12 protein-coding genes are annotated in these 11,488 nt (G+C 67.5%); 5 read left to right on the forward strand and 7 right to left on the reverse strand.

Translation table 11 applies throughout. From position 1 onward, the window contains the following. The first annotated feature begins 1 nt into the window (after nucleotide 1). The 4 genes from METLW3_RS0102615 to METLW3_RS0102630 all read left to right on the forward strand — a co-directional run bounded on the left by METLW3_RS0102615 (nucleotide 2) and on the right by METLW3_RS0102630 (nucleotide 4,181). On the forward strand, nucleotides 2-1,453 hold the full coding sequence (locus METLW3_RS0102615; RefSeq protein ID WP_024878451.1) for a DUF3526 domain-containing protein: 1,452 nt from the start codon (nucleotides 2-4) through the stop codon (nucleotides 1,451-1,453). A gap of 301 nt (nucleotides 1,454-1,754) precedes the next feature. Further along, nucleotides 1,755-2,741: an ABC transporter substrate-binding protein gene (locus METLW3_RS0102620; RefSeq protein WP_024878452.1), complete on the forward strand. Its 987-nt coding sequence runs from the start codon at nucleotides 1,755-1,757 to the stop codon at nucleotides 2,739-2,741. After that, entirely contained in the window at nucleotides 2,738-3,493 is a 756-nt protein-coding gene (locus tag METLW3_RS0102625) for an ABC transporter permease subunit (protein WP_024878453.1), read from the forward strand. The genes METLW3_RS0102620 and METLW3_RS0102625 overlap by 4 nt, the downstream gene beginning before the upstream one ends. Further along, the gene (locus METLW3_RS0102630; RefSeq protein WP_024878454.1) at nucleotides 3,444-4,181 is read left to right on the forward strand and encodes an ATP-binding cassette domain-containing protein; all 738 of its coding nucleotides are present in this window, start codon (nucleotides 3,444-3,446) and stop codon (nucleotides 4,179-4,181) included. Before METLW3_RS0102625 ends, METLW3_RS0102630 begins: the two co-directional genes overlap by 50 nt. Before the next feature lie 12 nt (nucleotides 4,182-4,193). Here the strand turns inward: METLW3_RS0102630 and METLW3_RS0102635 are convergent, their stop codons facing one another. The 5 genes from METLW3_RS0102635 to dapD all read right to left on the reverse strand — a co-directional run bounded on the left by METLW3_RS0102635 (nucleotide 4,194) and on the right by dapD (nucleotide 8,442). Next, the gene (locus METLW3_RS0102635) at nucleotides 4,194-4,742 is read right to left on the reverse strand and encodes an alpha/beta fold hydrolase (protein ID WP_024878455.1); all 549 of its coding nucleotides are present in this window, start codon (nucleotides 4,740-4,742) and stop codon (nucleotides 4,194-4,196) included. Between the two features lie 134 nt (nucleotides 4,743-4,876). Further along, nucleotides 4,877-6,559, reverse strand: a complete 1,683-nt coding sequence (locus METLW3_RS0102640) for a lysine--tRNA ligase (protein ID WP_024878456.1) — start codon at nucleotides 6,557-6,559, stop codon at nucleotides 4,877-4,879. A gap of 93 nt (nucleotides 6,560-6,652) precedes the next feature. Beyond that, complete coding sequence (locus METLW3_RS0102645) at nucleotides 6,653-7,024, reverse strand: GIY-YIG nuclease family protein (protein ID WP_036308590.1); 372 nt, start codon at nucleotides 7,022-7,024, stop codon at nucleotides 6,653-6,655. An 81-nt stretch (nucleotides 7,025-7,105) separates the two neighbouring features. After that, nucleotides 7,106-7,585 (reverse strand): hypothetical protein, encoded by a 480-nt coding sequence (locus METLW3_RS0102650; RefSeq protein WP_024878458.1) that lies wholly within the window; start codon nucleotides 7,583-7,585, stop codon nucleotides 7,106-7,108. After that, on the reverse strand, nucleotides 7,585-8,442 hold the full coding sequence (gene dapD, locus METLW3_RS0102655) for a 2,3,4,5-tetrahydropyridine-2,6-dicarboxylate N-succinyltransferase (RefSeq protein ID WP_024878459.1): 858 nt from the start codon (nucleotides 8,440-8,442) through the stop codon (nucleotides 7,585-7,587). Before dapD ends, METLW3_RS0102650 begins: the two co-directional genes overlap by 1 nt. 259 nt (nucleotides 8,443-8,701) lie before the next feature. Between dapD and METLW3_RS0102660 the strand changes: the two genes are divergently transcribed. Next, nucleotides 8,702-9,388, forward strand: a complete 687-nt coding sequence (locus METLW3_RS0102660; protein ID WP_036309198.1) for a pentapeptide repeat-containing protein — start codon at nucleotides 8,702-8,704, stop codon at nucleotides 9,386-9,388. Here METLW3_RS0102660 and METLW3_RS0102665 read toward each other — a convergent pair. Both METLW3_RS0102665 and METLW3_RS0102670 read right to left on the reverse strand, forming a co-directional pair. Next, nucleotides 9,366-9,719: a hypothetical protein gene (locus tag METLW3_RS0102665; RefSeq protein WP_024878461.1), complete on the reverse strand. Its 354-nt coding sequence runs from the start codon at nucleotides 9,717-9,719 to the stop codon at nucleotides 9,366-9,368. The two genes, METLW3_RS0102660 and METLW3_RS0102665, sit on opposite strands and share 23 nt — an antisense overlap. Before the next feature lie 212 nt (nucleotides 9,720-9,931). Next, complete coding sequence (locus METLW3_RS0102670) at nucleotides 9,932-11,479, reverse strand: PepSY domain-containing protein (RefSeq protein ID WP_024878462.1); 1,548 nt, start codon at nucleotides 11,477-11,479, stop codon at nucleotides 9,932-9,934. Between the last annotated feature and the right edge of the window lie 9 nt (nucleotides 11,480-11,488).

The following is an 11,488-nucleotide window of genomic DNA, read 5'->3' on the forward strand; positions in this document are numbered from 1 at the left end:
CATGACCTTCTCTGCGTTTCTTGCCGCATGGCGGTTCGAATGGCGGCTTCTGCGGCGCGATGCTGCGGCATGGGCCGTGCTCGCGGCGATCGCGACAATGAGCGCGCTCGCCTTTTTCGACGGCGCCGAGCGCATCGCCGCGCAAAAAGCGGCGATAGAGGATGCGCGGCGCGACGAGACTCTGCGCCTCGATTCGCTGCGCAAGGCGCTCGCCGATCTGGACGCCGGCCGCGTGAAGGGCGAGACGCCGCCCTTTCGCGATCCGCGCAACGCGGTCTTTGTGGGCGGCGGCTCGGCGGCGGCGGTGGCGGCGTTGGAGCCGACCCCGCTCGCGATCGTGGCCTCGGGGCAGAGCGATCTTTTCCCCGCCGCGCTGAAAGTCACCAGCGGGACCAAGGACAGCTTCCTCTTCGCCGATGAGATCGAGAATCCGGCGCATCTCGCCAGCGGCTCGATCGATCTCTCCTTCGTGCTGGTCTTCGTCTTTCCTCTGGCGATTCTCGCGCTCTGCTTCGATCTTTCGGCCGGCGAGCGCGAGAAAGGCACGCTCGCCCTCACCCTCGCCAGCGCGGAGAGTCCGACCGCCGTTCTGCTCGGCAAGCTCGCGGCGCGGGCGGGCCTGCCGATCCTGGCGATGATCGCGGCGACCTGCGCCGGCGTCTATCTGCTGCGCGGGGCCGAGCCGCTCGCTTCCGGCGCTTTCGCGCTGCTCATCGCGGCGATCTTCGCCTATGGCGCCTTTTGGGCGTTGCTCGCGGCCGTCGTCGACAGCTTCGGCAAAAGCTCCGCCTATAATGCGCTGGCGCTCATCGCCGTCTGGGCCGGCGTCACCATGATCGCGCCCGCCGCCGTCAACACGCTCGCCGACGCGCTCTATCCGGCGCCTTCCCGCTCGGAAATGACGCTGGCCGCGCGCGCCGCCACGACCGACGCCGATCGCGAGCGCGACGCCGCGCTCGCCCGCTACGCCGAGGAGCACCCCGACGCAACAGCGGCGGAGATGAAGCTGGGCGAGGCGAAGGAGCGCACGATCCGCCGCCTCGCGGTGCTGGAGACGGCCAATGCGCGGGTCGAGGAGGTAATGGCGCGTCACGAGGCGCAGCTCGCCCGCCAGCGCGCGCTCGCCGACCAGCTGTCCTTTCTCTCGCCGGCGCTGGTGATGTATCGCTCGGTCGCCGATATCGCCGGCTCCGGCGACCGCCGCTATGCGGAATTCTCCGCCCAGCTCGACGACTTCCACAAGCGTTGGCGCGATTTCTTCTGGTCGCGCGCCCATGCGGGCCAGGCGATGACGCAGGCCGATTACGCCGCTCTGCCGCGCTTCCCCGCCGCGGCGGATGCGGCGAGCGCTTCGGCCGGCGTCGCCTCCGCGCTCGCCGCCGGCGTGGGGCTGCCGGCTCTGCTGCTCGCCGTGCTGGCGTGGCGGGGGCTGCGGCGCTGCAAGGCGGCGTGAGCGACGCAGAGTCGCGGGCGTTTTGCGCGTCTGCTCCAGGAATTGTGCTATCCTGCCTCGTGAGAAATAATCAAAGAGGCGCGGGGTGAACGAGAATTGGCGCCTAAAGAGGCGTTTCCACCTCCCCCTCGACGAGGGGGGAGGTCGAGCGCCGAAGGCGATCGGGTGGGGGTGTTTCCGCCGAGTCTCTGCCGTGCGACCCCACCCCGGATGGCTGCGCCATCCGACCCTCCCCATAAAGGGGAGGGTGAAGGCGCCCGATTTGTCGTTCACGCGATCGCCCTGCACAGAGGCGGGATTCATCTTGCGACCGATCTTCCAAACGCTCCTGCTCGCGGCGCTGGTCGCGCTTCTCGCCGTCGCGCCGGCGCGCGCGGCCGACCGGCTCCGCCTCGGCCTGCAGAAGACCGGCTCGGGCGTTTGGGAGCTCGCCGTCGTCTCCGCCTTCGGGCTCGATAAGGAGGCGGGGCTCGAGCTGACGGTCACTGAGCTCGCCAACACCGACGCCGCCAAGATCGCCATTCAGAGCAGCTCCGTCGATATCGTGGTCTCCGACTGGCTGTGGGTGGCGCGCCAGCGGGCCGATGGCGCCAAGCTCACCTTCTATCCGCATTCCACCGCCATAGGCGCGCTGATGGCGCGCGACAAAACGGTGAAGAGCCTCTCCGATCTCACCGGCAAGAAGCTCGGCGTCGCCGGCGGCCCGCTCGACAAGAGCTGGCTGCTGCTGCGCGCCTATGCGCAGCGTCAGGGCGTCGATCTCACCAAATCGGCGACGATCGTTTACGGCGCGCCGCCGCTCATCGCCGAGAAAGCCGCCGAGGGCGAGTTGGACGCCGCGCTCGAATTCTGGAATTTCGCCGCCGATCTCGAGGCGCGCGGCCTCTCCCGCGTCATTGATCTGCGCAAGGTGGAGACGGCGCTCGGCGCCAAGGGCGCGCCGGTCGTCACCGGCTATGTGTTCGACGAGGGCTTCGCCGCGAAAAGCCCCGCGCCGCTGGCGCGCTTCTTCGCCATGATCGACAAGGCGCGCCATCTGATCGCCGCCTCCGACGCCGCTTGGCGCGTCGCCATGCAGCGCATTCCGGCCAAGGACCTCGCCGTGCTCGCGCTCTATCGCAAGAGCTATGTGGAGGGCATTCCCGCCCGCAGCGTCGAGCAGGAGCGGGAGGACGCCGCCGGGCTCTACGCCACTCTCGCGGAGATCGGCGGCGCGGCGCTGGTCGGCGCGGCGAAGACCTTGCCCGCGGGCACTTTCTACGAGCCCGCGGCGAGCGCGGTGCGGTGATCCGCCTCCTGTCGCTGGCGCTGCTGCTGGCTTTCTGGCAGGGCGCGGCGCTGTTTTCCGATCCGCGCCGCCTGCCCGGGCCGCTCCCTGTCTTCGAGGCGATCGCCCATGAGGCCGAGAGCGGCGCGCTCTTCACCAATCTCGCGGCGACTCTGGCGCGCGTCGCCGCCGCTTTTCTGCTGGCCATGAGTCTGGGCGCGGCGCTCGGCTACGCTATGGGACGGCGGCGGGCGCTGGATCGGCTGTTCGATCCCTGGCTGGTCATTCTCCTCAATCTGCCGGCGCTGGTCGTCATTGTGCTGGCCTATCTCTGGGCCGGCCTCACCGAGGCGGCGGCTGTGGGCGCGGTGGCGCTCAACAAGCTGCCCAACGCCATTGTCGTGATGCGGGAGGGCGCCCGCGCGCTCGATCACGAGCTCGATGAAATGGCCGAGGTCTTCCGCCTGCGCCCGGCCGCGCGGCTGCGGCATATCGTCTTGCCGCAGCTCGCGCCCTATATCGCGGCGGCGACGCGCTCGGGGCTTTCGCTGGTGTGGAAGATCGTGCTGGTGGTGGAGCTGATCGGCCGCTCCAATGGCGTCGGCTTCGAGATCAATATGGCGTTTCAGCTTTTCGACGTGCGTTTGCTGCTCGCCTATGCGATTCCCTTCGTCCTGTTGATGCTCGCCGTCGAAACTCTCCTGGTGCAGCCCTTTGAACGACATGTCTCGCGATGGCGCCGCCGCCCTGCTCGAGGTCAGGGTTTCGCATAAGGACTATCTCTCCGGCGGCGGCCGGCCACAGCGCGCGCTGGAAAATCTCGGCTTCTCTCTCCCCGTCGGCCGCGCCGGCGCGGTGGTCGGTCCGTCGGGCTGCGGCAAGACGACATTGCTGCGCATCATCGCCGGGCTCGACACGGAATTTTCCGGCGCGGTGACGCTTCCCGCCGGCGGGCGGCTCGGCATGGTGTTTCAGGAGCCGCGCCTCTTGCCCTGGCGCAGCGTGATCGACAATCTGCGCATCGCCGCGCCGCAGGCCAGCGAGGAGGCCCTCGCCGCTCTGCTCGCCGCGCTCGAGCTCGAGGAGCATGCGCAGCATTTTCCCGGCGAATTGTCGCTCGGCCTCGCGCGCCGCGTCGCCATTGCGCGGGCGCTGGCGATCGAGCCCGATCTGCTGCTGCTGGACGAGCCTTTCGTCTCGCTCGACGATGCGCTGGCGCGCGATCTGCGCGCGCGCATCGCCGCGCTCATCGACGAGCGTCATGTGACGACGCTGATCGTCACCCATGATCTGCGCGAGGCGATCGAGCTGGCCGATGTGATTTTTCTTCTGTCGCCGCGCCCCTCGCATGTCGGTGCGACGCTCGACGTGGCGACGCCGCGCCGGCTGATGACGAGAGAGGCCGCCGATGCGCTGGAGGCGCGGGCGCGCAGGGAGATAGAGGCGATGCGCGGGCGGTGAGGGGCGCGCGTTCTACAGCTTGGAAAGAAAGCCCGCGAAACGCAGCGAGCCCTCCGGCCAAGGCCCATGGCCGCTATCGGCGTTGATATGCCCGGCTGCGCCGGCGTCGACCAGTTCCGCGCCTATGTCCTGCGCCAATGTCCTCGAGAACTCCGCCTCGGCATAAGGATCGTCGGAGCTGGCGACGAGAAGCGTCGGAAAGCGCAGCCGCTCGCGCGGAATCGGCAGAAAGGCGGGATCGATCGCCGTTAGCTCGGCAATCGCGCGCTCGGAGGGCGGCGCGACGAGGAAGCCGGCGGCGATCTTGTCGCTCGCGCGCGCGGCGACATGCAGCGCCGCTATGCCGCCGAGCGAATGCGTGACCAGCACCACGGGGCGCGTCGCCGCGGCGATCTCGCGCTCTATGCTCTCGATCCATTCGGGAAAACGCGGCGCGTCGAAATCCGCCTGCGCCACGCAGCGCGCGGTGGAGAGCTTCTTCGCCCAGCGCGTCTGCCAATGCTCGAGGCCGGAGCCGCCGAGCCCCGGCAGGATCAGAATATCCGCATCCGCAGCGCGCATGTTCGTCGCTCCTGTTCCATTGCTCTAGGACATCGTCATCGCGAGGAGCGAAGCGACGAAGCGATCCAGGGGCCGCCTCACGGCTTTTGGATTGCTTCGCTTCGCTCGCAATGACGGCCGAAGCCAGCGGCGGCCTAAGCGGCCTTCGTCAACTCCCCGGCGAGCGCCTTGGCGATGAGGCAGCGCGTCTCCTCCACGCCGAACAGCGCGACGAAGGAGCCGAAGCGCGGGCCGCGGCTCTCGCCGAGAAGAACCTCATAGAGCATGTTGAAGAAGTCGTTCGACACGCCCGGCCGCTCCGGCGTCGCGCCTTTCGCCTTCAAATCCTGATAGCGCGGCACGGCGCGCGCGACATCATAGAGCGCGGTCTGAATATCCTCGGCGCTGGCGTCCTTCGGCAGCGACGCCAGCGTCTCCGAAAGAGTCGTCAGCACGTCGCGCTCCACATCGTCGGCCGCGCGATATTTTTTCGCCGGCCGCACGAAATCGCGAAAGTAAGCGACTGCATAGCCGACGAGCTTATCGAGGCGCGGATGATTCTGCGGCGACACATTCGGCGCATAGCGGCGCAGAAAGCCCCACAGCACCGACGAATCTTCGGCGTTGGCGACGGTCGCCAGATTGAGCAGCATGGAGAAGGAGATCGTCGTCCCCTTGGCGTCGCCGTAATGGGCGAGCGTCTCCGGCGCCGGCGGCGCGCCGAAGTGAATGTGCCACGCCGGATTGCCGAGCCGCTCCTTCCACGCCTGTCGCTGATAGGCCTCGAGGAAGGAGAGGTAATCGTCGACATTGCGCGGAATGACGTCGAAATAGAGCTTCTTCGCCGCGCTCGGCTTTTGAAACATGAATTGCGCGAGGCTCTCGGGGCTGGCGTAGGTCAGCCACTCCTCGATCGTCAGACCATTGCCCTTGGACTTGGAAATCTTCTGGCCCTTCTCGTCGAGGAAGAGCTCGTAATTGAAGCCCTCCGGCGGCCGCCCGCCGAGCGCGCGCACGATGGCGCTCGACAACTTCACCGAGTCGATGAGGTCCTTGCCGGCCATTTCGTAATCGACAGAGAGCGCATACCAGCGCATCGCCCAGTCCGGCTTCCATTGCAGCTTGCAATGGCCGCCGGTGACGGGCGTGACGAAGGCTTCGCCGCTCTCGGGATCGCGCCAGGAGATCGTCCCCGCCGCCGCGTCGATGGAATCGAGCGGAACCTGCATGACGATGCCCGTGTGCGGGTGAATCGGCAGGAAGGGAGAGTAGGTCGCCGCCCGCTCCTCGCGGAAGGTCGGCAGCATGATCTTCATCACCTCCTCATAGCGCGCCAGCATATGCAGCAGCGCCGCGTCGAAGCGGCCGGAGGTGTAATATTCCGTCGAGGAAGCGAATTCGTAAGTGAAGCCGAAAGCGTCGAGAAAGGCGCGCAGCCGCGCATTGTTGTGCGCGCCGAAGCTCTCATGCGTGCCGAACGGGTCCGGCACCTTGGTCAGCGGCTTGCCGAGATGGGCGCGGACCAGCTCCTTATTGGGGATGTTGTCGGGCACTTTGCGCAGCCCGTCCATATCGTCCGAGAAGGCGAGCAGGCGCGTCTCGATCTTTCCCTCGGTCAGCACCTCGAAGGCGTGGCGCACCATGGAGGTGCGCGCCACCTCGCCGAAAGTGCCGATATGCGGCAGGCCCGAGGGGCCATAGCCGGTCTCGAACAGCACTTTGGTCTGGCCGGTCTCGGCCACACGTTTGACGAGCTTGCGCGCCTCTTCGAACGGCCAGGCCGGCGAGACGCGGGCGGCTTCGAGGAGATCGGCGGGCAAGGGCTCGGACGTGGGCATGATGCGGCTTTTGTTGCGGTTGCGAAGAGGGGCGCACACTATGGGCGCCGGGCGGAGGCGTCAACGCGTGGGGGCTTTGGCCTGCCCGAACCTTCAAGTCCCCTCACCCTGAGGAGCCTGCGTAGCAGGCGTCTCGAAGGGCGAGGGGCCGCCGCAGTCTCGACGTTCCTTCTTTCCGCGGCGAGCGGCCAAGCCAGGAAGAGCGTCATAATCTCCGCGGATCAGCGCTTCCTTCTTGGCCCGGCTCCAGCCCTTGATGCGCCGTTCAGTCGCAATCGCTTCCGTCAGGCGTTCGAAATGCGCCGACCAGAGAAGGCGAACCGGCCGGCGCGTCGCCGTGAACCCTTCATGGATTCCCTGATTGTGCTCGCTGACGCGCTCGTCGACGTTCTTGCGAGTCAGGCCGGTGTAATATGCGCCATCAGCGCAGAGCAGCATGTAGACTGTTGCCCCTTCGATCGGCATCGCAGCCCTCATGCTTCGAGACGGCGGCTTCGCCGCCTCCTCAGCATGAGGGCTGCTTATTGTTGCTGCAAGGTGAAACCGTCACTTCCCGCCCTCTCTCACCCCCAGCGCATACCCCGTCCACAGCGCGACCGCGGCGAGCGCGAGATCGGTGAGCGCCACGGGCCAATAGGGCATCACCTCGGCGACGCGCGGCTGCAGCCAGTGCATGGCGCCCGCCACCAGAAGGGCGAAGGGAAGCAGGCCGGCGAAGACGAGCGGCGCCGGCCGGCCGAGCGCGCGGAAGCGCTTGGCCGAGAGATTGACGAAGCTCACCGCGATCAGCAGCACGGCGAGCGAATAGAGCGCGAGATAGGCGTAGGCGACCACCGTCTGCCAGACGAAGAACGGGTCCTTCGACAGATCGTGATCCGTGTAGGGGAAGAGCGCCAGCCAGATCAGCGTCAGCGGGACGAGGATCGCCAGAAGGCCCGCGACGCCGCAGCGCCAGCCGGCGCGGTCGAGGCTTCCCTCCTCCGTGCGATAGAGGAAGCTCAGGCGCTCGCGCGAGGGCAGCTCCATCAGTCCCTCAGCAGCTCGTTGATCGCCGTCTTGCCGCGCGTCTGCGCGTCCACCGTCTTGACGATGACGGCGCAATAGAGCGACGGCCCGGCCGAGCCGTCCGGCAGCGGCTTGCCCGGCAGATTGCCCGACACCACGACCGAATAGGGCGGCACATAGCCGATGTGAATCTGGCCGGTGGCGCGGTCGATCACCTTGGTCGAGGCGCCGATGAAGACGCCCATGGAAATCACCGAGCCTTGGCCGATGACGACGCCTTCGACGATCTCCGAGCGCGCGCCGATGAAGCAGTCGTCCTCGATAATGGTGGGGCCGGCCTGCAGCGGCTCCAGCACGCCGCCAATGCCGACGCCGCCGGAAAGATGCACATTCTTGCCGATCTGCGCGCAGGAGCCGACCGTGGCCCAGGTGTCGACCATGGTCCCCGCGTCCACATGGGCGCCGAGATTGACGAAGGAGGGCATGAGGATCACGCCCGGCGCCACGAAGGCCGAGTGACGCACGATCGCGCCCGGCACGGAGCGGAAGCCCGCCGCCTTATGCTCGGCCGCGCCCCAGCCGACGAATTTGGAGGGAACCTTGTCCCACCAGCTCGCGCCGCCGGGACCACCCTCGATCACGCTCATATCGTTGAGGCGGAAGGAGAGGAGGACCGCCTTCTTCAGCCATTGATTGACCTTCCAGGAGCCGGGGCCGGTCGCGCCCTCGACCTTCTCGGCGACGCGCAGCTTGCCCGAATCGAGCAGACGCAGCGCGCTCTCGACCGCGTGGCGAATGTCGCCCTGCGTGGAGGCGTCGATATTGGCCCTGTCTTCGAAGGCGGTGGTGATGAGGTTCTCGAGACCAGTGTGCGGCATGAAATTGTCTAGCTCCGAGACGGCGCGGGCAGGCGGCCCGTGGAAAGGGTCAGGGCTATAGGCGGCAAGGCCGCCGCCCTGTCAATCGCGGAAATAGGGGCCGATCGCCGCGCCGGCGGCGGGACGTCTTTCCCGCCCGCAGCGCATTCTTTCCCGCGGCCGCGGGGGCGTGGCGGGGGTAGGCTCGCCCGCCGTCGCCACAGAAGCGATGCAGAGCGAGGGAGCCTTCATAATGTCCTCGGCCCGAGCGAGACGCCTTTTGGCCGCCGTCCTCCTGATTCTCGCGCCGCTGGCGGCCGCGGCGGCGGACCGAAGCCGCGCCGATATAGAGAGACTGATCGTCGCCTCCGCCGGAAAGCCGGTGGCGCTCACCGATCTAGACCTTTCCGGCCTCGATCTCTCGGGGCTCGATCTTCGGCGCGCCGATCTCTTCGCCACCCGGCTCGCTGGGGCGAAGCTCGTCGGCGCGCGGCTCGGCGAGGCCAATCTCACCCGCGCCGATCTGCGCGAGGCCGATCTGTCGGGCGCCGATCTTTCCGGCGCGATTCTCTATGCGGCTATTCTCGACGAGGCGGATTTTTCCGGCGCCGATCTGACGCGCGCCCGCATCATCGGCGGCGGCCGCGGCGCGCGCTTCGTGAAGGCGAAGCTCGTCGAGGCCGATCTCGGCGCCGATCCGGCCAATCAGGGCATGGTCCCGGTGCGCGCCGATCTGACCGCCGCGATTTTCGACGGCGCCGATCTGACCGGCGCCAATCTCACCCATGCGGTCTTGACCTCGGCGCGCTTTGCCGGCGCGAGCCTACGCAATGCGCGGCTCGATCACGCCAAGCTCGGCGACGCCGATCTCTCGGGCGCCGATGTCACAGGCGCGAGCTTCCACGGCGCCGATCTCGACAGCGCGCGGCTGCCGGCGGCGGCCCCTATTTTGGAGCGAGGGCGCTGAGCTGCGCTTCCAGCGCGGCGAGGCGGTCGATGTCGAGTCCGGCGGCCGGAGCGCCGTCCCTCAGCCGGGCGACGAGCGTCGCGGCGAGGACGCAAAGCGCCGTTCTCGTCTCCTCTGATTGGGCGTCGATGATTTCAGCGACGGCGATTTGCATTCCGATCGAACGCGGTCGCGGCTCCAGCTCGGCGATCTCCCTCTTGGCGAAGGCTGAAAGTCCAGACTTCAGGGCGTCATAGCCGTCGATGACGGCCGCGCCCGCCGCGCCTTTGGCCGCCGCCTCCGCCGCGAGGCCGAACGTTCCCACCACGACGGCGCCAATCGAATCGACCATGGCTCGCTCCCCAAACCATCGAAAAGGCTTCGAGGCGGCTTCAATTCGTCGAAGCGCGACCTCGCTGACCGATTACGCAAATGACGTTCCATGTCGGTAGGCTCGGTCGGTGGGCTGGGTCGGCGGCTCGCCCGCCCGGCCCCGCGGGATCAGCCCGCCGCCAGCCCGCGGCGCTCCTCATGGCCGGGCGTCAGGCGTCACCAGCGCGGTGGTCATGCGCGGCTCGATCGCGCCAAGCTCGGCGACGCCGATCGCGCCAGCGCCCGGCGCTCGCCGAATTTGCGCTTCAGCCGCCGCCAGCCGATGACGATTCCGGTGACGCTGAGCGCAAAGCCCGCGCCATTGAGCGCCAGCATGAGCGCATCCCACAAGGGCCGCGCCGCGAGCAGCGCGGGCGCGTCCCAGCTGTGCAGAAAGGCGAACAGCCAGCGGCTCGTGCGGCGCCCCGAATCGAGCTTGCCGAGCACGGCGCCCGTATGCGGGTCGATATGCGCCCAGGTTCCCGCAGCGTCGTCGAATTCCAGGCGCAGCACGGGAAGGCGCTTGTCGACATCGCCATGCATGGTGTGCGGCGCGCGCGCGAAATAATAGAAGTCGTAGGTCTCCATCACCGTCGCCGCCGTGACTTTTGCGCCGGGGACGAGCCGCGCGCCGAGCCGCTTCAACTCGTCGAGCGGCAGCGTGAAGGCGGGCGTGGAGTCCGCCTCCGCGCGCAAGATTCGCGTCGCGCCGCCGGCGCTGAAGCCGACATAATAGCCGGCGCCGTCGATGACGCGCAGCTCGAGCTCGCGCGCCGAGAATCCGTCATCGGCGAATTTCGTCAGCGCTTGCGCGATGGAAAGATGGAATCGCTCCGGTGCGAGCGCGCCGCCATAATAGGCTTTGGCGTCGAATGCCGATTTCGTCTCGAAGATTTTCCAAGGGTTCATCGACATCATGCCGCTGAAGACGAAAGTGATCGCCGTCGCGCCGCCGATGAGGCCGACGATATGGTGCCATTTCATCATGCCTTCGCGATAGGGCGTGCGCGCGCCGGTCTTATAGGGCGCGCGAAAGCGCCAGCGCATCACTCCGACGACGAGGCCGGTGACGGCGAGCACGGTTCCGATGAGCGAGGAATAGACGATGATATCGTGCCAATAGGCCTCGAACCAGCCGCCGCGGAACGGATAGAGCCAATGGATCCAGGCGCCGGCCCAGTTCCAGAGGCGCTCCGTCCGCGTCGCGTCGCGGACCACTTCGCCAGTGACGGAGGAGACATAGAGCAGCGTCGAATCCGCATCGGACATGTAGACGCGATGCAATGGGCGCAGACCATCGAGACCTTTGGAATGCGTCCATTGGTCCTCGTCGATGACGCCGTCATAGCTCGCTTCGCCGCCGAGGAAGGCGCGCGCGGCGGCGATGGCGTTCTCTTCTGAAACTCTGGTCACGCGCGCGCCGTCGCTGGCGCGCACCGCCGTGAATTGCGGTCCGCTGTCCTTCGTGCGCCGCTCGAAAATGAAAGTCGGCGCGCCGGCGATGCTGGTGAGGCGGACGGATTGCGGCGCGCCGCTCTCTCCCGCGGCGTCGAAAGCGCGGGAGAGATCGACGCAGCAGCGCGCCGGATCGAGCGGCGGCAGCGCCGCCAGCCGCTCCGATGGCAGCAGCTTCGGATAGCCGACATACATCATGACGACGCCCGAGAAGAACCACATGGCCATGAAGAGACTAAGCCCGATCCCGAGCCAGCGATGAGCGAGATAGAGATATCTCTTCATGTCCGCCTC

The sequence above is a fragment of the Methylosinus sp. LW3 genome, from assembly GCF_000527115.1.
Classification (GTDB): domain Bacteria; phylum Pseudomonadota; class Alphaproteobacteria; order Rhizobiales; family Beijerinckiaceae; genus Methylosinus.

What these genes read in the sequence shown, in the direction of transcription:
- METLW3_RS0102670 (WP_024878462.1), bottom strand. Translation starts at nt 11,479, where the DNA reads ATGAAGAGATATCTCTATCTCGCTCATCGCTGGCTCGGGATCGGGCTT.
- METLW3_RS0102650 (WP_024878458.1), bottom strand. Translation starts at nt 7,585, where the DNA reads ATGGAGCTGCCCTCGCGCGAGCGCCTGAGCTTCCTCTATCGCACGGAG.
- METLW3_RS0102640 (WP_024878456.1), bottom strand. Translation starts at nt 6,559, where the DNA reads ATGCCCACGTCCGAGCCCTTGCCCGCCGATCTCCTCGAAGCCGCCCGC.
- METLW3_RS0102635 (WP_024878455.1), bottom strand. Translation starts at nt 4,742, where the DNA reads ATGCGCGCTGCGGATGCGGATATTCTGATCCTGCCGGGGCTCGGCGGC.
- METLW3_RS0102630 (WP_024878454.1), top strand. Translation starts at nt 3,444, where the DNA reads ATGTCTCGCGATGGCGCCGCCGCCCTGCTCGAGGTCAGGGTTTCGCAT.
- dapD (WP_024878459.1), bottom strand. Translation starts at nt 8,442, where the DNA reads ATGCCGCACACTGGTCTCGAGAACCTCATCACCACCGCCTTCGAAGAC.
- METLW3_RS0102615 (WP_024878451.1), top strand. Translation starts at nt 2, where the DNA reads ATGACCTTCTCTGCGTTTCTTGCCGCATGGCGGTTCGAATGGCGGCTT.
- METLW3_RS0102645 (WP_036308590.1), bottom strand. Translation starts at nt 7,024, where the DNA reads ATGCCGATCGAAGGGGCAACAGTCTACATGCTGCTCTGCGCTGATGGC.
- METLW3_RS0102665 (WP_024878461.1), bottom strand. Translation starts at nt 9,719, where the DNA reads ATGGTCGATTCGATTGGCGCCGTCGTGGTGGGAACGTTCGGCCTCGCG.